The organism is Streptomyces corchorusii (assembly GCF_001514055.1).
Classification (GTDB): domain Bacteria; phylum Actinomycetota; class Actinomycetes; order Streptomycetales; family Streptomycetaceae; genus Streptomyces; species Streptomyces olivaceoviridis.
In genome coordinates this window covers 787,849-807,702 of sequence record NZ_KQ948351.1, presented here as the reverse complement: position 1 = coordinate 807,702, position 19,854 = coordinate 787,849, and the positions used below count along the sequence as shown (strand labels likewise).

The following is a 19,854-nucleotide window of genomic DNA, read 5'->3' as shown; positions in this document are numbered from 1 at the left end:
CCGCGCCACTCACATCACGCCGATGCGCCCGGATTGTCACGTTCGGAATCATCCAGTGTCACGTCACTCGAACAACTTTGCCAAGCACGTCACACCCCGGGCGTATCGTTGCGTTTTGACCGGTACAGATGACGGTGCGGATGACGTACGCCTTCCCGAGGTACACGATGGGGAACGGTGTAGGCAGGTGCAACAACTGGCCCTCTGACAGGTAAGGAACAGCGTGGCTTCCGGATCCGATCGCAATCCGATCATCATTGGCGGCCTTCCGAGTCAGGTTCCTGACTTTGATCCCGAAGAGACCCGGGAGTGGCTCGACTCCCTGGACGCCGCCGTCGACGAGCGCGGCCGGGAGCGGGCCCGCTATCTCATGCTGCGTCTGATCGAGCGCGCCCGCGAGAGGCGCGTGGCCGTACCCGAGATGCGCAGCACGGACTACGTCAACACGATCCCCACCAAGAGCGAGCCGTTCTTCCCGGGCAACGAGGAGATCGAGCGCAGGATCCTGAACGCGACCCGCTGGAACGCGGCCGTGATGGTCTCGCGCGCCCAGCGCCCGGGCATCGGCGTCGGCGGCCACATCGCCACTTTCGCCTCCTCCGCGTCGCTGTACGACGTCGGCTTCAACCACTTCTTCCGCGGCAAGGACGAGGGCGACGGCGGCGACCAGGTCTTCTTCCAGGGCCACGCCTCCCCCGGCATCTACGCGCGCGCGTACCTGCTCGACCGCCTCACCGAGGAGCAGCTGGACGGCTTCCGGCAGGAGAAGTCGAAGTACCCCAACGGCCTGTCCAGCTACCCGCACCCGCGCTCGATGCCGGACTTCTGGGAGTTCCCGACGGTCTCCATGGGCCTCGGCCCGCTCGGCGCGATCTACCAGGCGCGGATGAACCGCTACATGCAGGCGCGCGGCATCGCCGACACCTCCCGGTCGCACGTGTGGGCGTTCCTCGGCGACGGCGAGATGGACGAGCCGGAGTCGCTCGGCCAGCTCTCCCTGGCCGCCCGCGAGGGCCTGGACAACCTGACCTTCGTGGTCAACTGCAACCTCCAGCGGCTGGACGGCCCCGTCCGCGGCAACGGCAAGATCATCCAGGAGCTGGAGTCGGTCTTCCGGGGCGCCGGCTGGAACGTGATCAAGCTGATCTGGGACCGCACCTGGGACCCGCTGCTCGCGCAGGACCGGGACGGCGTGCTGGTCAACAAGATGAACATCACACCGGACGGCCAGTTCCAGACGTACGCCACCGAGTCCGGCGCGTACATCCGCGAGCACTTCTTCGGCGACGACCTGCGCCTGCGCGCGATGGTCGAGAACATGACCGACGAGCAGATCCTGCACCTCGGCCGCGGCGGCCACGACCACCGCAAGATCTATGCGGCGTTCAAGGCGGCCAAGGAGCACAAGGGCCAGCCGACGGTCATCCTGGCCAAGACGATCAAGGGCTGGACGCTGGGCCCGAACTTCGAGGGCCGCAACGCCACGCACCAGATGAAGAAGCTGACGGTCGACGACCTCAAGCGCTTCCGGGACCGTCTGCACCTGCCGATCTCCGACAAGGAGCTGGAGTCCGGCTTGCCGCCGTACTACCACCCGGGCCGGGACTCGGAGGAGATCCAGTACATGCACGACCGCCGCAAGGGCCTCGGCGGTTACGTCCCGACCCGCGTCGTGCGCTCCGAGCCGCTCGCCCTGCCGGACGCCAAGGCGTACGCGACCGTGAAGAAGGGCACGGGCCAGCAGTCCATCGCGACGACCATGGCCTTTGTGCGCCTCCTCAAGGACCTCATGCGGGACAAGGAGATCGGCAAGCGCTTCGTGCTGATCGCACCGGACGAGTACCGCACGTTCGGCATGGACTCCTTCTTCCCGAGCGCGAAGATCTACAACCCGCTCGGCCAGCAGTACGAGTCGGTGGACCGCGAGCTGCTCCTGGCCTACAAGGAGTCGCCGACCGGCCAGATGCTGCACGACGGCATCTCCGAGGCGGGCTGTACGGCGTCGCTGATCGCGGCGGGCTCGGCGTACGCCACGCACGGCGAGCCGCTGATCCCGGTGTACGTCTTCTACTCGATGTTCGGTTTCCAGCGCACGGGTGACCAGTTCTGGCAGATGGCCGACCAGCTGGCGCGCGGATTCGTCCTGGGTGCGACCGCCGGTCGTACGACCCTGACCGGTGAGGGCCTCCAGCACGCGGACGGCCACTCCCAGCTCCTGGCCTCCACCAACCCGGCGTGCGTGGCGTACGACCCGGCGTACGCGTACGAGATCGCGCACATCGTGCAGGACGGCCTGCGCCGGATGTACGGCAGCTCGGCCGAGCACCCGCACGGCGAGGACGTCTTCTACTACCTCACCGTCTACAACGAGCCCATCCAGCACCCGGCCGAGCCGGCGGACGTGGACGTCGAGGGCATCGTCAAGGGCGTCCACCGGCTCAAGCAGGGCACGGACGGCTCCGTCCCGGCGCAGATCATGGCGTCGGGCGTGGCGGTCCCCTGGGCCCTGGAGGCGCAGCGGCTCCTCGGCGAGGAGTGGAACGTCAGGGCGGACGTGTGGTCCGCGACCTCCTGGAACGAGCTGCGCCGCGAGGCCGTGGAGTGCGAGGAGTACAACCTGCTGCATCCGGAGGAGGAGCAGCGGGTGCCGTACGTGACGCGGAAGCTCAGTGGTGCCGAGGGGCCGTTCGTGGCCGTGTCCGACTGGATGCGATCGGTTCCGGACCAGATCGCGCGCTGGGTGCCCGGTACGTACCAGTCCCTGGGCGCCGACGGCTTCGGCTTCGCCGACACCCGGGGCGCGGCGCGCCGGTTCTTCCACATCGACGCCCAGTCGATCGTGGTGGCGGTGCTGACCGAGCTGGCCCGCGAGGGCAAGGTCGACCGCTCCGTGCTCAAGCAGGCCATCGACCGCTACCGGCTGCTGGACGTCTCGGCGGCGGATCCGGGGGCGGCGGGCGGCGACGCGTAGCCGCTGCCCTCGGCTTCGGCCGACAAGGGTGGCGGGGGTCGTGGGGATCTGCGGGCCGGGTGGGGTTGATCGCGCAGTTCCCCGCGCCCCTGACGGGGCGCTGTCCTTACGGTTTCTTTACGATTGTCGGCATGGATCAAGTGTCGGCGCAGGCTCGGTGGGAGGGGCGTACGCAGCGGCCGCTGCTGGCGCTCGCGGTGGCGTTCGCCGTGGCGTACGCGGTCCCGATCGTGGACGCCCCCGCCGGTCACTCCCTGACGGCCGTGTGCACGGGTGTCGAGTGGGTGGTGTGGGCGGCGTTCGCCCTCGACTACCTGGTCCGGCTGGCCCTCGCCCCGAACCGGCGGGACTTCGTACGACGGCACTGGCCCGACCTGTGCGCGGTGGTCCTGCCGGTCCTGCAACCGCTACGGCTGCTGCGGCTGGTGTCCACGCTGCTGCTGGTCGGCCGGCGGGCGCGGATGGCCCCGCAGATCCGGCTGACCACCTATGTCGTGGGGGCCGTGGTCGGTCTGCTGATGTTCGGGTCGCTCGCGGTGCTGTCCGTGGAGCGGGAGGCGCCGGACGGGAACATCCGGACACTGGGTGACGCCGTGTGGTGGTCGTTCACGACGATGACGACCGTGGGGTACGGGGACCACGCGCCGACCACCGGGCTCGGACGGATGATCGCCGTCGGGCTGATGCTGTCGGGGATCGCGCTGCTCGGTGTCGTCACCGCGAACATCGCCGCGTGGTTCATCTCGCGGTTCGAGAAGGACGACGTGGAGGAGCGGCGGCAGACCGAGGCCATCGCCGCCCTGGCCGAAGAGGTACGGCTTCTGCGGGCGGAGGTGGCCCGGTTGGCCGAACACCAGCGTCCCGACGGGGGTGTGGAGAACCGCGCGAGCGGCCACGAGGTGCCCGTGGCCGCCAACGCGCCCACGCCCCTGCGGCGGGACGCCGTCGGCTAGAGGAGCCCGTGGCCCCACGTCGCCGCGCCCGCCAGGGCGACGATGGCGAGCAACGTGTCGATCGCGCCCAGGATCAGGGCGACCAGTGCGGGGACGTTGCCGTCGTTGGACCATTTGCGGCCCATCGACTGCCAGCCGCAGAACATCGCCACCGGGCCCAGGACGATGCCCAATGCGAAAAATCCGGCCACGGCACAGATCGTGCCGATGATCCCGAGCGTCGCGCGGTCCGGCCCGGTCCGCTGCCACGTGCGGCCGCGTGACCGGGGGTACCCGCTCGTTCCTCGCCCGAAGCCCGCCATCATCAACTCCTTGAGGTGAATGGACAGTTCGGCTTCGGTGTGCGGGTACCCCGGTTCCGCGGCGGCAGACCTGCGCGCGCTGCCCCCCTCCAGCAGCGCGCGCCGCGGCCCGGCGTCCTCCCATGCCCTGCGGAGGACTTGACCCACTGTGACCTGCGGCGCGCGCCGGGGCGAGCGATCTTCGACGGAGTCACCCTGATGGGGGAACTCCGCCGGGGAGGGGCCCCGGGAACCCGGGCTCAGATGTGGCCCATGCCCGCGCCCGCCTCCGCGTTCGCGCCCCGCTTGGTGAACAGGGCGACGAGGACGGCGACCAGCGCCACGCCGGCCGCGACCAGGGAGGCGAGGCTCATGCCGGAGATGAAGGTGTCGTGGGCGACGGCGGTGATCTTCGCGACGATCGGCTCCGGCATGTCCTTCGTCACCGGGGCCACGCCGACCTGGACCGCCTCGGAGGCCTTGTCGAGCTGATCCGGGGTCAGCTTCGGCAGCCCCGCGTCCGCCCAGTTGCCCGGCAGGTCGCGGTCGACCTTGGAGGCCATCACCGCGCCCAGCACCGCCGTACCGAGGCTGCTGCCGATCTGCATGGCCGCCTGCTGGAGGCCGCCGGCCACGCCGGACAGCTCCAGGGGGGCGTTGCCGACGATGACCTCGGTGGCGCCGACCATGACCGGTGCGAGGCCCAGGCCGAGCAGCGCGAACCACAGGGACATCAGACCGCTGCCGGTGTCGGGCTCCAGCGTCGACATGCCGTACAGCGCGACCGCGGTCACGGCCATGCCGAAGGCCAGCGGGCCGCGCGGGCCGAGCTTGGTGATCGCGGTACCGGCGAGCGGCGAGCCGACGATCATCATGCCGGTGAGCGGCAGCAGGTGCAGGCCGGCCTTGACGGGGCTCAGCCCGTGGACGTTCTGGAGGTAGAACGTCACGAAGAACAGGCCGCCCAGGAAGGCGATGGCCATCAGGACCATCAGGACGACACCCGCCGACAGGGCCACCGAGCGGAACAGGCCCAGCGGGATCAGCGGTTCGGCGACCTTCGTCTCCCAGAAGGCGAAGAGGGCGAACAGGGCCACGGACACGGCCATGAAGACCCACGTCTTGCCATCGCCCCAGCCCCAGGTCGGGGCCTTGATGAGCGCCCAGACCAGGCAGAACATCGCGCCGGACAGCAGGGCGATGCCGAGGAGGTCGAAGGAGCGCGGGGCGTTCTCGGCCCGGTGGTCCAGCAGGATCACGGTACCGAGGAGCAGCGCGAGGGCGCCGACCGGCACGTTGATGAAGAAGACCGACTGCCAGTTGACGTGCTCGACGAGGACACCGCCGAGGATCGGGCCGCCCGCCGTGGACGCGCCGATCACCATGCCCCACACACCGATGGCCATGTTCAGCTTCTCGGCCGGGAAGGTGGCCCGCAGCACGCCGAGCGCGGCCGGCATCAGCAGTGCGCCGAACAGGCCCTGGAAGACCCGGAAGGTGACGACGGCGGCGATGGAGCCGGACAGCCCGATGGCACCGGACGCGGCGGCGAAGCCGGTCACGCCGATGAGGAAGGTCTGCCGGTGGCCGAAGCGGTCACCGAGCTTGCCCGCGGTGATCAGCGTGACCGCGAGGGCGAGGAAGTAGGCGTTGGACACCCACTGCACGTCGGCGAAGGACGCGTTGAGGTCGTCGCGGATGGCCGGGTTGGCGATGGCCACGATGGTGCCGTCGAGGGCCACCATCATGACCCCTACGGCGACGGTGAGGAGAGTGAGCCACGGGTGGCCGCGCAGGCCCTGGGCCGACGGGGGCCCCGACGGGGCCGCCGGCGCCTCGCCCCCCGGCCCCGGCGCGTCGACGGTGGTCTGACTAGTCATACTTCTCAGGCTAGTGACAGTCACTGACAGTTGACAAACCAATTCACTCGTCGGTTACTGACACGACACCGCACAGACCGGTCCGGCCGGACACGCACGGGAGAGAGGCCATGGAGACGCTGCGCGAGCGCAAGAAGCGGCGTACACGGGAATCGCTGCTGCGGGCCGCTCTCGAACTGTTCACCACGCAGGGCTACGAGCACACGACCGTCGACGAGATAGCCGAGGCCGTCGACGTCTCGCAGCGCACCTTCTTCCGCTACTTCGCGGGCAAGGAGGAGGTGGCCTTCGCGGTGCAGAACATCACGGAGGCGGCGTTCGTGGCGGCCGTCCGCGCGCGTCCGCCGCACGAGGCGCCGATGAAGGCCCTGCGGCAGGCGTTCCTGGAGGGCTGGGACGCGATCCGCGAGACCGTCGAGTCGATCGTCCCGGTCGAGCTGTACCTGCGCATGTACCGGACGATCGAGTCGACGCCCGCGCTGCTCGCCGCCCACCTGCGCCGGTCGGCGGCGACCGAGGAGACGATCGCCCGTCTGCTGGCCGAGCGGGAGGGCGTCGACGTGGACACCGATCCGCGCCCCCGGCTGGCGGTGGCCGTCTTCGCCTCGGTGATCCGGGTCACCGAACGGCAGTGCTGCGTGCGCGAGGACTTCGGCCCGGAAGCGCTCCGGACGCTCAGCGCGGCGTACCTCGATCAGGTGGGTTCGGCGCTCACGGGTAACTGGCGCGGCGCCTGAGACCGTTGGCAGAGCGCCGGGACCGTGTCGGGCGGATCGCCGGACACGGTGTTCGGTCACCGCCGAAACGTGATCCCTGTCACTCGGTTACCGCGAGACCCTCCCGTTCTCCTAGTGTGTCCTCCCAGTGACTTCCTTCGACACCTCCCCGCAATGGAACGTCTGGCGCGCACTGCTGGCGCTGGCCGTCGTGTTCGTGATGCTCGCGACCACCGGCTGGACCGCCCTGCGCAGTCACCGGGAGTCGACAGCCCTCCAGGCCTCCCTCACCGAGTGGGAGCACGGCCGCCTCCACGGCCTCGGCCTGCCGGACCCCGAAGCCGCGCCGTCCCGGCTGGCCCGCTTCTTCGCCTCGCTCACCCCGCACGACCGCGACCGCCTCGCCCACCGCTATCCGCTGGCGGTCGGCAACATGAACGGCGCGCCCGTCTCCCTGCGCTACCGGGCCAACCGCATCGCGCTGGCGCAGGCCCGCCGGGTCGAGCGCAAGCGCCTGCACGACAGCCGGCTCAGCACGGCGGGCCAGCAGGACGCGGCCCGCCGGATGGACCGCTATGCGTCCCTGCTGAGCCCCGGCCGGCAGATCCTGGCCTTCGACCCCGAGGGCTCGGGCCGGGTCGCCGAGGTCATCGGCGACCTCTCCAGGGCGCAGCGGATCTCGGTCGTCGTCCCCGGCGTCGACACCGACCTGCTCACCTTCCAGCGGACGAACCGCAAGTACAGCGCCCCGGTCGGCATGGCCGAGGCCCTGTACGCGGCCGAGCGCGAGGCGAGCCCGAGGACCCGTACGGCCGTGATCGCCTGGGCCGACTACACCTCCCCCGACGGACTGGGGGTGGACGCGGCCACCGGGCTGCGCGCCGAGGAGGGGGCGGTACGGCTGAACGCGCTGCTGCGCGCGCTGCCCGGCCGGGCCCCGGTGTCGATGTTCTGTCACAGCTACGGCTCGGTGGTCTGCGGGGTCGCCGCACACGGCATGCCCCGCCGGGTCGCCGACATAGCGGTGGCCGCGAGCCCCGGCATGCGCGTCGGCAAGGCCTCCCACCTGGGCACGACGGCCCGGGTGTGGGCCATGCGGGACGCCAGTGACTGGGTGCAGGATGTTCCGTACCTGGAGCTGGGCGGTCTCGGCCACGGCGCCGACCCTGTCTCCTCGGCGTTCGGGGCGCGGGTACTGTCGGCCCGGGACGCCCAGGGGCACAGCGGTTACTTCCAGCCCGGCACGGACAGCCTGCGCAACCTCGCCGACATCGGCGTGGGCGCGTACGACGCGGTGACGTGCGCACGGGAGAACGATGCGTGCCGGTCCGGTCTGTCCGGCACGGTGACGGCCGGACGCGCGTAGAAACAGCAGGAAGTGCGGTCTGCGCGGGTGGCGACGGAGGAGCACGTGCCGCATACGATGAGCCGCATGGGTGACGTACTGGCGGGTTTTCATGCCGTCTGGGAGTTCGAGTCCGACTCCGTGCTCATCCGTTACGAACGGGGGATTCGAACACCGAAGCTGTTCCAGGCGCTCGGCGAGCGCCGGATTCCGCTGTCCGCGGTCGAGGGCGTGACCCTCGCCCCGGGCAGGCGCGGCACGGTCGTCCTGCGCCTGACGCCACGTCCGGGCGCCGATCCGCTGATGGAGGCGGCCGACGGCCAGTTGAAGGAGGGCTCCGACCCCTACCGGCTGGTGCTGCCGGCCGAGCGGGAGACCCTCGCCGAGTACTACGCCGACGAACTGAAGGGCCTGCTGACCGAGTCGGGGCCCGCCGAGCGGCATCTGGTGGCGGCGCCCGAGGCGCCGTTGCAGTTCAAGGCGTACGACGGGAAGGCGTCCTTCGACGGGACGTCCGTGCAGTTCCGCTGGTCCTGGACCGGGGCGTCGTCGGCGAAGTGGAAGGCGGGCGACCAGATTTTTCCGGTGGCAGGGCTGAGCGGGGTGGAGTGGCGGTCGCCGGAGATCTTCGAGGGGCACCTGCGGCTGGTGCCCCGCGATCCGGGCTCCGCGCGGTCCGCGCAGCCGGACCAGGACCCGGCGTCGGTGGTGTTCGGCCTGGGGTACGGGCCGGTGCACGAGTCACTGCCGTTCGCCGCGGCGGTGCTGGCGGCGGTGCGGGCGCGGGGGCCGGTGCCCGCCGTACCGGCCCCGGCCCGGCGTGACCCCGCCGACATCGCCGAGCGGATCCGGCACCTCGGGGAGCTGCACCAGGCGGGGCTGGTCACCGACGAGGAGTTCTCGTCGAAGAAGGCCGAGTTGCTGGCGGAGCTGTAGCTACCGCTCCTGCCCGTAGAAGCTGATCTTCTTGTCCAGCACGCCCAGGGTGTCGTGGAGTTCCGCGATCCGGGACAGGACGTCCCTGCGGGTCGACTCCAGCAGTTGGCGGCGTTCCGCGAACGTGTGGTCGCCCTGCCTGACGAGTTCCGCGTAGCGCACCATGTCCGCCACCGGCATGCCCGTCAGGCGGAGCTTGGTCACGAAGTCCAGCCAGTCCAGGTCGCGGTTGCTGTAGCGGCGCTGGCCGGTGTGCGAGCGGTCCACGTGCGGCATCAGCCCGATCCGCTCGTACCAGCGCAGCGTGTGCGCGGTGAGGCCGGTGAACGCGACGACCTCGCTGATCGTGTAGCGGTCCTGGCCGTCGGGGCGGGGGTGCCGCCGGGGCGGGGCGGAGCAGATGTCGGCGGGGGTGGCCTGCTCGGTGGCCGCTGGCGTGGTCTGCATCACCGTCATGCCCCCACGCTATGGCCTTGGAGTGGACTCCAAGCAAGCGGGTTCGCCGAGAAATCCACAGGACGGCACCCGGGGCGGCTGATTAGCGTGCGGCCCATGAGTCTTGTACGCCGGGCCCGGCCCGAGGACGCCGCCGAAGTGTTGCGACTGCGCCAGGTGATGATCGACTCCCTGTGGAGCGCGGGAGGTTCCGGGGCGACCGAGTGGCACGCGCAGTCGCTGCCGGCGCTGCGGGAACGGCTCGCCGAGCAGGACGGGGACTTCGCCGCGTTCGTCGTGGAGCACCCCGGACGGCCGGGGGCGCTGGCCGCGCTGGTGGCGGGGACGGTGGAGTACCGCATCGGCAGGGCCGGGAACCCGCGGGGGCGGGTCGGGCACGTCTTCAGTGTGGCGACCGACCCGGACGCCCGCAGGCGCGGGTACGCGCGCGCGTGCATGGAGGAGCTGCTGGGCTGGTTCCGGGCGCGGGGTGCCGGGCACGTGCTGCTGAACGCCTCGCCGGAGGCCGAGCCGCTGTACACCTCCCTGGGCTTCACCCGGGACCCCGACCCGTCGATGCGGCTGCCGCTGTGAGCCGCATAGGCTCGGAGGCATGTCGTTGCAGAGCCTGGCGCTGATCGAGAACTGGCCCGTCCCCACCGCCGCGGCGGGTGTCGTACGAGCCGACGGAACCGTCCTCGGGACGCACGGTCCCGTCGGGCACCGCTTCCCGCTGGCCTCCGTCACCAAGCCGCTGGCGGCCTACGCGGCGCTCGTCGCGTACGAGGAGGGCGCGATCGAGCTGGACGAGCCGGCCGGGCCGCCCGGGTCGACGGTCCGTCACCTCCTCGCCCACACCTCCGGGCTCGCCTTCGACGAGCACCGGGCGACGGCCCCGCCCGGGGAGCGGCGGCTGTACTCCAACGCCGGGTTCGAGCAGCTCGGGGACCACATCGCCAAGGCGACGGACATCCCGTTCGCGGAGTATCTGCGGCAGGCGGTGCTGGAGCCGCTGGAGATGACGTCGACGTCGCTCCAGGGGTCGCCGGCGAAGGACGGGGTGTCGACGGTCGGGGACCTGCTGCGGTTCGCGGCGGAGGTGCAGGCGCCGAGGCTGCTGGACCCGCGGACGGTGGCGGCGGCGATGACCGTGCAGTACCCGGGGACGAAGGGGGTCCTGCCGGGGTACGGCCACCAGAACCCGAACGACTGGGGGCTGGGCTTCGAGATCCGCGACGGGAAGTCCCCGCACTGGACGGGGAGTTCCTCCTCACCGCGCACCTTCGGGCATTTCGGGCAGTCCGGGACGTTCCTGTGGATCGACCCGGACGCCGGGCTCGCCGGGGTCGCCCTGGCGGACCGGGCGTTCGGCGCCTGGGCGGTCGAGGCGTGGCCGGCCTTCACGGACGCGGTGCTCACCGAGGTGCGCGGCTAAGCCGTCATCTCCCACAGCAGCAGCTCCGCCGGCGTGGCCGCCACCGCCTCCAGGCCCTCCGCCCCTGTGATCCTCGCCGCATCGCCGGGGCCCAGCTCCTCCCCCGCGAGCCGGACCGCGCCCCGCACCACGTGCGCGTACACGTACGCCGCGTCCGGGACGGCGGTCCGCTCGCCGGGGTCCAGGCGGCGCACGTGGAGCACCGCGCCCGCCGCCGGCACCGGGTACGGCGTGGAGTCGGCGATGCCGGTGACGAGGTCGTAGGAGGGATCGCCGCCAAACTCGCGTGGCGTCAGCCACATCTGTACGAAGGTCAGGGGGACGTCCCCGTCGTTGCGCTCGACGTGCCGTACGCCCGCCGCCGCGCCGAGGTGCTGGACGTCCCCGGGCCGGACCCGCGTCTCGCGCCCCGTGGAGTCACGGTGGGTCAACTCCCCCTCGACCACCCACGTGACGATCTCGGTGTGGCTGTGCGGGTGTTCACCGAAGCCGGCGCCGGGCGCGAGCCGCTCCTCGTTGCAGGCGATCAGCGCGCCGAAGCGGAGGTTGTCCGGGTCGTAGTGCCGGCCGAAGGAGAAGGCGTGCCAGGTGTCGATCCCGCCCTCGGGGTCCCCTCCGCGATAGCGCTCACCGGCGCGCCGTACGTCCATCACGGCACCACGGTAGCCGGGCCGGGCGCACGGGACCCGGCCCGGGGCAAGGGCCCGCCGGCGCCCACCGTCCCCACGCGTCGGCCGCCAGGGAGCCTGAGGGGGCGCGCCCCCGGAGGCGGCCGAGCCGTCAAGCACAACCCCGGCGGCGCACGCGCCCGGCCCGATAAGGCAGTCTTGTCCCCGTGCCCGAACCCGAATCCCACAACGGCGATCCCGCAGCCCACGACGTCCATCAGCACGCCGCGACCCTGAAGCGACTGGAGAAGTCCTCCGGGAGCCTGGCCGCGCAGGCCATCGCGCGCATGGACGAGACCCTGCCGTGGTACCGGGCCATGCCCCCGGAGAACCGTTCCTGGATCGGCCTCGTCGCCCAGGCGGGCATCGCGGCGTTCACCGAGTGGTTCCGGCACCCGGACGCGCCCCAGGCGATCTCCACGGACGTTTTCGGCACCGCGCCGCGTGAGCTGACCCGGGCCATCACGCTGCGGCAGACCGTGGAGATGGTGCGGACCACCATCGAGGTCATGGAGTCCGCCATCGACGAGGTGGCGGCGCCGGGTGACGAGAGCGTGCTGCGCGAGGCGCTGCTCGTGTACGCCCGGGAGATCGCCTTCGCCACCGCCCAGGTGTACGCCCAGGCCGCCGAGGCACGGGGTGCCTGGGACGCACGGCTGGAGTCGCTGGTCGTGAACGCGGTGCTGAGCGGGGAGGCGGACGAGGGGGCCGTCAGCCGGGCCGCCGCGCTGGGCTGGAACTCGCCGGAGCACGTGTGCGTCGTGCTCGGGACCGCGCCGGACGGGGACAGCGAGCTGACGGTGGAGGCCATCCGGCGGGCCGCCCGGCACGCCAAGCTCCAGGTGCTCACCGGGGTGCTCGGCGACCGGCTGGTCGTCGTCGCAGGTGGCAGCGCCAATCCGCTCGCCGTGGCCAAGTCGCTGATCGGGCCGTTCGCCGCCGGGCCGGTCGTCGCGGGGCCCGTCGTCCCCGATCTGCTGGCCGCGACCCGGTCCGCGCAGGCCGCCGCCGCGGGGCTGAAGGCCTGTTCCGCCTGGCAGGACGCGCCGCGTCCGGTGCTGGCGGACGATCTGCTGCCGGAGCGGGCCATCGCGGGTGATCCGAGCGCGCGCGAACAGCTGGTGGAGGAGATCTACAGACCGCTGGAGGAGGCGGGCTCGGCACTGCTGGAAACACTGAGTGTGTACCTGGAGCAGGCGAGCAGTCTGGAAGGCGCGGCGAGGATGCTCTTCGTTCACCCGAACACCGTGCGCTACCGGCTCCGACGTGTGACTGACGTCACCGGATGGTCGCCTTCGGATGTACGATCCGCGTTCACACTACGGATCGCGCTCATCCTGGGGCGTCTGGCCGACGCCGAATCCCAGGCATAGGGTTTTGTCGGAGGCCCACAAAAGCCCTTCGTGTTCTTCGTCCCTGTCCTCACGGGCGGCCGTGCCCGTCCCCAAGAGAGAGTGTGAGAGTGCTCGTACTCGTCGCTCCTGGCCAAGGCGCTCAGACGCCCGGCTTCCTGACCCCCTGGCTCGAACTGCCCGGTGCCGCCGACCGCGTCGCCGCCTGGTCGGACGCCATCGGACTGGACCTCCTGCACTACGGCACCCAGGCCGACGCCGACGCCATCCGGGACACCGCGGTGGCCCAGCCGCTGCTCGTGGCCGCCGGCATCCTGTCCGCCGCGGCACTCGGTGACATCAACCCCGGCGCGGTCGCCGGGCACAGCGTCGGTGAGATCACCGCCGCCGCCTTCGCCGGTGTCCTGGACGACACGGCCGCCCTCGGCCTCGTCCGCAAGCGGGGTCTGGCGATGGCCGACGCCGCCGCGGTCACCGAGACCGGCATGGCGGCGCTGCTCGGCGGCGACCCGGAGACCTCCGTGGCGCACCTGGAGAAGCTGGGCCTGACCCCGGCGAACATCAACGGCGCTGGTCAGATCGTCGCCGCCGGCACGCTGGAGCAGCTCGCCGCGCTGGCCGAGGACAAGCCCGAGGGCGTGCGCAAGGTCATCCCGCTGAAGGTGGCCGGCGCCTTCCACACCCGTCACATGGCGCCCGCGGTCGAGACGCTGGCCACGGCCGCGGCGGCGCTGTCGCCGGCCGACCCCAAGATTCCCTACGTCTCCAACAAGGACGGCGAGACCGTCGCCTCCGGTGCCGAGGTGCTGGAGCGGCTGGTCGGCCAGGTCGCCAACCCCGTGCGCTGGGACCTGTGCATGGAGACGTTCAAGGAGCTGGGCGTCACCGCGCTCGTCGAGGTGTGCCCGGGCGGCACCCTGACCGGCCTGGCCAAGCGGGCCCTGCCCGGTGTCGCGACGCTGGCCCTGAAGACCCCCGACGACCTCGACGCGGCCCGCGCTCTGCTCGCAGAGCACGCCGGTGCCTAAGGAGCCGTACATGGCGAAGATCAAGCCCAGCAAGGGCGCCCCGTATGCGCGCATCCTCGGCGTCGGCGGCTACCGGCCGACCCGGGTCGTGCCCAACGAGGTGATCCTGGAGAAGATCGACTCGTCCGACGAGTGGATCCGCTCCCGCTCCGGCATCGAGACCCGGCACTGGGCGGGCCCGGAGGAGACCGTCGCCGCGATGGCGATCGAGGCCTCCGGGAAGGCCATCGCGGACGCCGGCATCGACGCCGAGCGGATCGGCGCGGTGGTCGTCTCGACCGTCTCGCACTTCAGCCAGACCCCGGCCGTCGCCACCGAGATCGCCGACAAGCTCGGCACGGACAAGGCCGCCGCCTTCGACATCTCGGCCGGCTGCGCGGGCTTCGGCTACGGCCTGACCCTCGCCAAGGGCATGGTGGTGGAAGGTTCCGCCGAGTACGTGCTCGTGATCGGCGTGGAGCGGCTGAGCGACCTGACCGACCTGGAGGACCGGGCGACCGCCTTCCTGTTCGGTGACGGCGCCGGCGCGGTCGTGGTCGGCCCCTCGAAGGAGCCGGCGATCGGCCCGACGGTGTGGGGTTCCGAGGGCGACAAGTCCGAGACCATCAAGCAGACCGTCTCCTGGGACCGGTTCGCCGTCGGCGACGTCTCCCAGCTGCCCCTGGACAGCCAGGGCAACATCAAGTTCCCTGCGATCACGCAGGAGGGCCAGGCGGTGTTCCGCTGGGCCGTGTTCGAGATGGCGAAGGTCGCCCAGCAGGCGCTGGACGCGGCCGGAATCACCGCGGACGACCTGGACGTCTTCATCCCGCACCAGGCCAATGTGCGGATCATCGACTCGATGGTGAAGACACTGAAACTGCCGGAGCACGTCACGGTCGCCCGTGACATCCGCACCACCGGCAACACCTCGGCCGCCTCGATCCCGCTCGCGATGGAGCGGCTCCTGGCGACCGGGGAGGCGAAGAGCGGCGACACCGCGCTCGTCATCGGATTCGGGGCGGGTCTCGTCTACGCCGCCACGGTCGTTACCCTCCCCTAGGCACTCCGTGCCGGATCATGCGATCCGGCAGGGGAACCACTGCCACAAACCGTCTGGATTATCGAAGAAGGAGCGCCTGACATGGCCGCCACTCAGGAAGAGATCGTCGCGGGTCTCGCGGAGATCGTGAACGAGATCGCCGGGATCCCCACCGAGGACGTCCAGCTGGACAAGTCCTTCACCGACGACCTGGACGTCGACTCGCTGTCCATGGTCGAGGTCGTCGTCGCCGCCGAGGAGCGCTTCGACGTGAAGATCCCGGACGAGGACGTCAAGAACCTCAAGACGGTCGGCGACGCGACCGAGTACATCCTCAAGCACCAGGCCTGAGCCACCCCTTAGGCCGCAGGCTGCAAGCCCCGCCACCCGGCGGTGGCGCCGTAATCCCCGCAGACGCGGGGGTAGTCCTCCCGTATCCGTTGGAGAAAGAATTCCCGTGAGCCCGACCAATCGCACCGTGGTCGTCACCGGTATCGGCGCAACCACACCGCTGGGTGGCGACGCAGCCTCGACCTGGGAGGCCCTTGTCGCCGGCACGTCCGGCGTCAGCCTGCTGGAGCAGGAGTGGGCGGCGCAGCTGCCGGTCCGCATCGCCGCGCAGATCGCCGTCGAGCCGGGCGAGATCATCCCCCGCCCGCAGGCCCGCAAGCTGGACCGGTCCGCGCAGTTCGCGCTGATCGCCGCTCAGGAGGCCTGGAAGGACGCCGGCTTCACCGCCAGGGCCGGTGAGGACTCGTCCATCAACCCGGACCGTCTCGGCGCGGTCATCGCCTCCGGCATCGGCGGCGTGACGACCCTGCTGGACCAGTACGACGTCCTCAAGGAGAGGGGCGTACGCCGCGTCTCCCCGCACACCGTGCCGATGCTGATGCCCAACTCCCCGGCGGCCAACGTCGGGATCGAGCTGGGCGCCCGCGCCGGTGTGCACACCCCGGTCTCGGCCTGCGCCTCGGGCGCGGAGGCCATCGGGTACGCGATCGAGATGATCCGCACCGGGCGTGCGGACGTGGTCGTGGCCGGTGGTACCGAGGCCGCCATCCACCCGCTGCCCATCGCCGCGTTCGGCAACATGATGGCGATGTCCAAGAACAACGACGATCCGCAGGGCGCCTCGCGTCCCTACGACGCCGGCCGGGACGGCTTCGTGCTCGGTGAGGGCGCCGGTGTGATCGTCCTGGAGTCCGAGGAGCACGCGAAGGCCCGCGGCGCCCGGATCTACGCCGAGGCGGTCGGACAGGGCATCTCCGCCGACGCGCACCACATCACGCAGCCCGAGCCGTCCGGCAACGGGATCGCGCACGCGTTGCAGAACCTGCTGGACAACACGGACCTGAAGCCGGCCGAGATCGTGCACGTGAACGCGCACGCCACCTCGACGCCGCAGGGTGACGTGGCCGAGATCAAGGCGCTGCGGAAGGTGTTCGGCGACGACGTCGACCACATGGCGATCTCCGCGACCAAGTCGATGACCGGTCACCTGCTGGGCGGTGCCGGTGGTGTGGAGACCGTCGCGTCGATCCTGGCGCTGGTGAACCGTACGGCTCCGCCGACCATCAACGTGGACGACCTCGACCCCGAGGTCAACGCGGACGTGGTCGTCGGTGAGGCGCGGGCCCTGCCCGAGGGCCGTATCGCCGCGCTGAACGACTCGTTCGGCTTCGGCGGGCACAACGTGGTCCTGGCGTTCCGGACGATCTGAGAGACACGGCGAAGGGCCCTCACCGGTCGGTGAGGGCCCTTCGGCGTGTCCGGTCCGTGCGCGACGTCACACCACTTGGTGCAGCCAGCGGACCGGGGCGCCCTCGCCGGCGTAGCGGAACGGCTCCAGTTCGTCGTCCCAGGGCTTGCCCAGGAGCTTGGCGATCTCCGCCTCCAGGTCGGTCTCCCCCTGCTTGGACCGGGTCAGCGCGGCGCGCAGGCGGTCCTCGGGGATCAGGATGTCGCCGTGGATGCCGGTGACGGCGTGGAAGATGCCGAGGTCGGGGGTGCAGCTGTAGCGCTCGCCCTCGGCGGTCGCGCAGGGCTCGGCGGTGACCTCGAAGCGCAGCAGGTGCCAGCCGCGCAGCGCGGAGGCGAGTTGGGAGGCGGTGCCGGCCTGGCCCTGCCAGGAGAACTCCGAGCGCCAGGTGCCGGGGGCCGCCGGCTGCCGGATCCAGTCGAGGTTGACGCGCGTGCCGAGCACCCCGGCGACGGCCCACTCGACGTGCGGGCACAGCGCGCGCGGCGCGGAGTGCACGTACAGAACTCCACGTGTCGTCACCGGAACCTCCGGGCAGAGCGGGACATCTTGCGGACTGGCTGGGCGGCAGTGGCGCGACGGCCGCGTTGATGGCGAGGCTACCCTGCGGCGGGGCAAGGAGTGTGACGTACGGTCGGTCCCGGTGCCAGGAAACCGCCGCCATTCACCCAGGGGGACGCTTGTGCGGGGGTGCGCCGTTCCCGGGGCGCCGGGCCGGGAACCCTCGCACGTTGTCAGGGGAGGGAGTGCCTACCGTCGAACGAGGGGAACAGCAGGGATGCGGAAGCGAAGCCACCGTGTACGGGCCGTTCTCGCCGTCGTGGCGGCCGTGCTGCTGGGCGCCGCCGGATGTGACGACGGGGCGGGGAGCGCGCCGGCGCCGGCGGGCACCAAGGCGGGCGCGGCCCGGCCCCCGGTGTGGGACCGCAGCCCGGACTCGATCGCCGCGGTGGGCGACTCCATCACGCGCGGCTTCGACGCGTGCACGGTGCTGTCGGACTGCCCGGAGGTGTCGTGGGCGACGGGCGGCGACGCCAAGGTGGACAGCCTGGCGGTGCGGCTGCTGGGCGTGACGGGGGCGGCGGAGCGGAGCTGGAACTACGCGGTGACGGGCGCCCGGATGGCGGACCTGCCCGGGCAGATGGAGCAGGCGGTCTCCCGGCGCCCGCAGTTGGTGACGGTGATGGTGGGGGCGAACGACGCCTGCCGGGCCTCGGCGTCGGCGATGACCCCACTGGCCGACTTCCGCGCGGACTTCGAGGAGGCGCTGCGCACGCTGCGCTCGGCGCTGCCGAAGACGCAGGTGTACGTGGCGAGCGTGCCGAACCTGAAGCGGCTGTGGTCGCAGGGCCGGACGAACGCGCTGGGCAAGCAGGTGTGGAAGCTGGGCATCTGCCCGTCGATGCTGGGCGACGCGGACGATCTGACCAGCGCGGCGATGCTGCGCCGGGACTCCGTGCAGCAGCGGGTGGTGGAGTACAACCAGGTGCTGAGGGAGGTCTGCGCCAAGGACCGCCGCTGCCGCTTCGACGGCAACGCGGTGTACGACTACCGCTTCGGCACGGACCAGCTCAGCCACTGGGACTGGTTCCACCCCAGCAAGGACGGTCAGGCGCGGCTGGCGGAGATCGCGTACCGGAGGATCACGGCGGGAAATCCGTGACCGGCCCCGTTTCGGTGAGCGGTTCGGACAGGCGGTGCGGCTTCAGCGGTGGCCGCGCTTCTTCTGCTCGGTCCGGATGATCAGTACGCTCACGGCCAGTGCGGCGAACAGGACGCCCAGGAACCAGGCCGGAGGGCCGACGAAGACCGACACCACGAAGCCCAGGAATGTGGCCAGCAGGCCGACACTCGCCCACAGCTCGCGATCACTCATGCGTCCCCCGCGCGTGATGAGTCCTCGTCCGCCCCGGCAGCGGGCGGGGCGAGGGGAAACACCACCAGAGACACGACAGTCCGTCAAGTGCGGGCGCGGCACACGCGGTGAACCGTCACCCGCAGCGGATGCGACGTCCGACGGCACTACTAGGGTTTTCCACATGAACGAACTTTTCGGCACGCTCCCCGACGGCACGGCGGTGCACCGGTGGACGCTGGAGCGCGGCGGTGTGCGGGTGCGGGTGCTGTCGTACGGCGGGATCGTGCAGTCCGTGGAGGTCCCGGACGGCGCCGGGCGGACGGTGGACGTGGCGCTGGGCTTCCCGGACCTCGACGGCTACCTGGCGCATCCGGAGCCGTACCTGGGTGCCGTGATCGGCCGGTACGCGAACCGGATCGCGGGCGGCCGGTTCCCGCTGGACGGCCGGACGTACGCGCTGGCCCGCAACGACGGCCCGAACTCGCTGCACGGCGGTGAACGCGCGTTCGACAAGCGCGTGTGGGAGGTGGCGCCGGTCCCGCACGGCGTCCGTCTGAGCCGGGTCAGCCCGCACGGCGAGGAGGGCTTCCCGGGCCGGCTGGAGGTGGCGGTGACGTACACGCTCGACGCGTCGGGCGCGCTGCGGATCGCCTACGAGGCGGTCACGGACGCGCCGACGGTGGTCAACCTGACCAGTCACACGTACTGGGACCTGAGCGGTTCCGGTGACGCGGGCGGGCATGAGCTGCGGCTGGCCGCGTCCCGGTACACGCCGGTGGACGCGGACCTGATCCCGGCCGGCGCGCCGGAGGACGTGACCGGCTCCCGCTTCGACTTCCGTACGGCCCGCAAGACCGGCTCCGGCTACGACCACAACTTCGTCCTGGACAAGGGCGTGACCGGGGTGGCGGAGGAGGTGGCCGAGCTGCACGATCCGGCGTCCGGGCGGACCCTGACGGTGGCCACGACCGAGCCGGGCCTCCAGCTCTACACCGCCGACCACCTGTCCGGGCCGCTGGGCCCCGGCGCCGGGATCGCCCTGGAGACGCAGCACTTCCCGGACTCCCCCAACCGGCCGGACTTCCCGAGCACGGTGCTGCGGCCCGGCGAGGTCTTCCGCTCCGAGACGGTGTACGGCTTCGGCGTCCGGGGCCGGTAGCCCGCCGCGAGGGGCCGTGTAGCCCCGGTCCGGGGGTCAGGTTCCCGGACCGGGGCT

20 protein-coding genes are annotated in these 19,854 nt (G+C 71.4%); 14 read left to right on the top strand and 6 right to left on the bottom strand.

What is annotated here, in order from left to right:
• Positions 1–223: 223 nt before the first annotated feature.
• Together aceE and AQJ11_RS03735 are read left to right on the top strand one after the other, a co-directional pair.
• On the top strand, positions 224–2,971 hold the full coding sequence (gene aceE / locus AQJ11_RS03740) for a pyruvate dehydrogenase (acetyl-transferring), homodimeric type (RefSeq protein WP_059261828.1): 2,748 nt from the start codon (positions 224–226) through the stop codon (positions 2,969–2,971).
• Between the two features lie 131 nt (positions 2,972–3,102).
• Positions 3,103–3,924 (top strand): potassium channel family protein, encoded by an 822-nt coding sequence (locus AQJ11_RS03735; RefSeq protein WP_244218082.1) that lies wholly within the window; start codon positions 3,103–3,105, stop codon positions 3,922–3,924.
• Here the strand turns inward: AQJ11_RS03735 and AQJ11_RS03730 are convergent.
• Together AQJ11_RS03730 and AQJ11_RS03725 are read right to left on the bottom strand one after the other, a co-directional pair.
• Complete coding sequence (locus tag AQJ11_RS03730) at positions 3,921–4,226, bottom strand: hypothetical protein (protein ID WP_014672470.1); 306 nt, start codon at positions 4,224–4,226, stop codon at positions 3,921–3,923. The genes AQJ11_RS03735 and AQJ11_RS03730 overlap by 4 nt on opposite strands.
• 239 nt (positions 4,227–4,465) lie before the next feature.
• A complete protein-coding gene (locus tag AQJ11_RS03725; RefSeq protein ID WP_041665143.1) occupies positions 4,466–6,085 on the bottom strand; it encodes an MFS transporter in 1,620 nt (539 codons plus the stop codon).
• A gap of 110 nt (positions 6,086–6,195) precedes the next feature.
• Here AQJ11_RS03725 and AQJ11_RS03720 point away from each other — a divergent pair, with 110 nt between their 5' ends.
• From AQJ11_RS03720 to AQJ11_RS03710, 3 genes are all read left to right on the top strand, one after another.
• Positions 6,196–6,822 (top strand): TetR family transcriptional regulator, encoded by a 627-nt coding sequence (locus AQJ11_RS03720; RefSeq protein ID WP_059261826.1) that lies wholly within the window; start codon positions 6,196–6,198, stop codon positions 6,820–6,822.
• Positions 6,823–6,949: 127 nt separating this feature from the next.
• Positions 6,950–8,167 (top strand): alpha/beta hydrolase, encoded by a 1,218-nt coding sequence (locus AQJ11_RS03715; RefSeq protein ID WP_059261825.1) that lies wholly within the window; start codon positions 6,950–6,952, stop codon positions 8,165–8,167.
• Between the two features lie 66 nt (positions 8,168–8,233).
• Positions 8,234–9,082: a DUF4429 domain-containing protein gene (locus AQJ11_RS03710; protein ID WP_014672474.1), complete on the top strand. Its 849-nt coding sequence runs from the start codon at positions 8,234–8,236 to the stop codon at positions 9,080–9,082.
• On the opposite strand, the gene AQJ11_RS03705 is transcribed toward AQJ11_RS03710, so the two are convergent.
• Entirely contained in the window at positions 9,083–9,538 is a 456-nt protein-coding gene (locus AQJ11_RS03705) for a MerR family transcriptional regulator (protein ID WP_014672475.1), read from the bottom strand.
• A 96-nt stretch (positions 9,539–9,634) separates the two neighbouring features.
• Between AQJ11_RS03705 and AQJ11_RS03700 the strand changes: the two genes are divergently transcribed.
• Positions 9,635–10,111, top strand: a complete 477-nt coding sequence (locus tag AQJ11_RS03700; protein WP_059261824.1) for a GNAT family N-acetyltransferase — start codon at positions 9,635–9,637, stop codon at positions 10,109–10,111.
• Positions 10,112–10,130: 19 nt separating this feature from the next.
• Positions 10,131–10,952, top strand: a complete 822-nt coding sequence (locus AQJ11_RS03695; RefSeq protein ID WP_059261823.1) for a serine hydrolase domain-containing protein — start codon at positions 10,131–10,133, stop codon at positions 10,950–10,952.
• Here AQJ11_RS03695 and AQJ11_RS03690 read toward each other — a convergent pair.
• On the bottom strand, positions 10,949–11,602 hold the full coding sequence (locus AQJ11_RS03690; protein WP_059261822.1) for a pirin family protein: 654 nt from the start codon (positions 11,600–11,602) through the stop codon (positions 10,949–10,951). The genes AQJ11_RS03695 and AQJ11_RS03690 overlap by 4 nt on opposite strands.
• 185 nt (positions 11,603–11,787) lie before the next feature.
• Between AQJ11_RS03690 and fasR the strand changes: the two genes are divergently transcribed.
• The 5 genes from fasR (at position 11,788) to fabF (ending at position 16,741) form a co-directional block, all read left to right on the top strand.
• Positions 11,788–12,993 carry a fatty acid biosynthesis transcriptional regulator FasR gene (fasR, locus tag AQJ11_RS03685; protein ID WP_014672479.1) on the top strand — a complete coding sequence of 402 codons (1,206 nt, stop codon included), beginning with the start codon at positions 11,788–11,790 and terminating at the stop codon, positions 12,991–12,993.
• Between the two features lie 89 nt (positions 12,994–13,082).
• On the top strand, positions 13,083–14,000 hold the full coding sequence (locus AQJ11_RS03680; protein WP_014672480.1) for an ACP S-malonyltransferase: 918 nt from the start codon (positions 13,083–13,085) through the stop codon (positions 13,998–14,000).
• 10 nt (positions 14,001–14,010) lie between these two features.
• Positions 14,011–15,042, top strand: a complete 1,032-nt coding sequence (locus AQJ11_RS03675) for a ketoacyl-ACP synthase III (RefSeq protein ID WP_014672481.1) — start codon at positions 14,011–14,013, stop codon at positions 15,040–15,042.
• Between the two features lie 81 nt (positions 15,043–15,123).
• Positions 15,124–15,372 (top strand): acyl carrier protein, encoded by a 249-nt coding sequence (locus AQJ11_RS03670; protein WP_014672482.1) that lies wholly within the window; start codon positions 15,124–15,126, stop codon positions 15,370–15,372.
• A 106-nt stretch (positions 15,373–15,478) separates the two neighbouring features.
• Positions 15,479–16,741: a beta-ketoacyl-ACP synthase II gene (fabF, locus tag AQJ11_RS03665; protein ID WP_059261821.1), complete on the top strand. Its 1,263-nt coding sequence runs from the start codon at positions 15,479–15,481 to the stop codon at positions 16,739–16,741.
• A 66-nt stretch (positions 16,742–16,807) separates the two neighbouring features.
• Here the strand turns inward: fabF and AQJ11_RS03660 are convergent, their stop codons facing one another.
• The gene (locus tag AQJ11_RS03660) at positions 16,808–17,302 is read right to left on the bottom strand and encodes a DUF3145 domain-containing protein (protein ID WP_041665147.1); all 495 of its coding nucleotides are present in this window, start codon (positions 17,300–17,302) and stop codon (positions 16,808–16,810) included.
• 256 nt (positions 17,303–17,558) lie between these two features.
• On the opposite strand from AQJ11_RS03660, the gene AQJ11_RS03655 reads away from it, so the two are divergent.
• Positions 17,559–18,443 carry an SGNH/GDSL hydrolase family protein gene (locus AQJ11_RS03655; protein ID WP_059261820.1) on the top strand — a complete coding sequence of 295 codons (885 nt, stop codon included), beginning with the start codon at positions 17,559–17,561 and terminating at the stop codon, positions 18,441–18,443.
• A gap of 42 nt (positions 18,444–18,485) precedes the next feature.
• On the opposite strand, the gene AQJ11_RS49680 is transcribed toward AQJ11_RS03655, so the two are convergent.
• Positions 18,486–18,656, bottom strand: a complete 171-nt coding sequence (locus tag AQJ11_RS49680) for a hypothetical protein (protein ID WP_167360844.1) — start codon at positions 18,654–18,656, stop codon at positions 18,486–18,488.
• Positions 18,657–18,819: 163 nt separating this feature from the next.
• Between AQJ11_RS49680 and AQJ11_RS03650 the strand changes: the two genes are divergently transcribed.
• Positions 18,820–19,797 (top strand): aldose epimerase family protein, encoded by a 978-nt coding sequence (locus AQJ11_RS03650; protein WP_059261819.1) that lies wholly within the window; start codon positions 18,820–18,822, stop codon positions 19,795–19,797.
• Positions 19,798–19,854 lie beyond the last annotated feature (57 nt).

Excerpts from the sequence above, each read along its gene's own strand:
- AQJ11_RS03705 (WP_014672475.1), bottom strand. The coding sequence starts at position 9,538 with ATGACGGTGATGCAGACCACGCCAGCGGCCACCGAGCAGGCCACCCCC.
- AQJ11_RS03670 (WP_014672482.1), top strand. The coding sequence starts at position 15,124 with ATGGCCGCCACTCAGGAAGAGATCGTCGCGGGTCTCGCGGAGATCGTG.
- AQJ11_RS03655 (WP_059261820.1), top strand. The coding sequence starts at position 17,559 with ATGCGGAAGCGAAGCCACCGTGTACGGGCCGTTCTCGCCGTCGTGGCG.
- AQJ11_RS03725 (WP_041665143.1), bottom strand. The coding sequence starts at position 6,085 with ATGACTAGTCAGACCACCGTCGACGCGCCGGGGCCGGGGGGCGAGGCG.
- AQJ11_RS03730 (WP_014672470.1), bottom strand. The coding sequence starts at position 4,226 with ATGGCGGGCTTCGGGCGAGGAACGAGCGGGTACCCCCGGTCACGCGGC.
- AQJ11_RS49680 (WP_167360844.1), bottom strand. The coding sequence starts at position 18,656 with ATGAGTGATCGCGAGCTGTGGGCGAGTGTCGGCCTGCTGGCCACATTC.
- AQJ11_RS03735 (WP_244218082.1), top strand. The coding sequence starts at position 3,103 with ATGGATCAAGTGTCGGCGCAGGCTCGGTGGGAGGGGCGTACGCAGCGG.
- AQJ11_RS03710 (WP_014672474.1), top strand. The coding sequence starts at position 8,234 with ATGGGTGACGTACTGGCGGGTTTTCATGCCGTCTGGGAGTTCGAGTCC.
- AQJ11_RS03650 (WP_059261819.1), top strand. The coding sequence starts at position 18,820 with ATGAACGAACTTTTCGGCACGCTCCCCGACGGCACGGCGGTGCACCGG.
- AQJ11_RS03690 (WP_059261822.1), bottom strand. The coding sequence starts at position 11,602 with ATGGACGTACGGCGCGCCGGTGAGCGCTATCGCGGAGGGGACCCCGAG.
- AQJ11_RS03700 (WP_059261824.1), top strand. The coding sequence starts at position 9,635 with ATGAGTCTTGTACGCCGGGCCCGGCCCGAGGACGCCGCCGAAGTGTTG.
- AQJ11_RS03695 (WP_059261823.1), top strand. The coding sequence starts at position 10,131 with ATGTCGTTGCAGAGCCTGGCGCTGATCGAGAACTGGCCCGTCCCCACC.
- AQJ11_RS03675 (WP_014672481.1), top strand. The coding sequence starts at position 14,011 with ATGGCGAAGATCAAGCCCAGCAAGGGCGCCCCGTATGCGCGCATCCTC.
- AQJ11_RS03720 (WP_059261826.1), top strand. The coding sequence starts at position 6,196 with ATGGAGACGCTGCGCGAGCGCAAGAAGCGGCGTACACGGGAATCGCTG.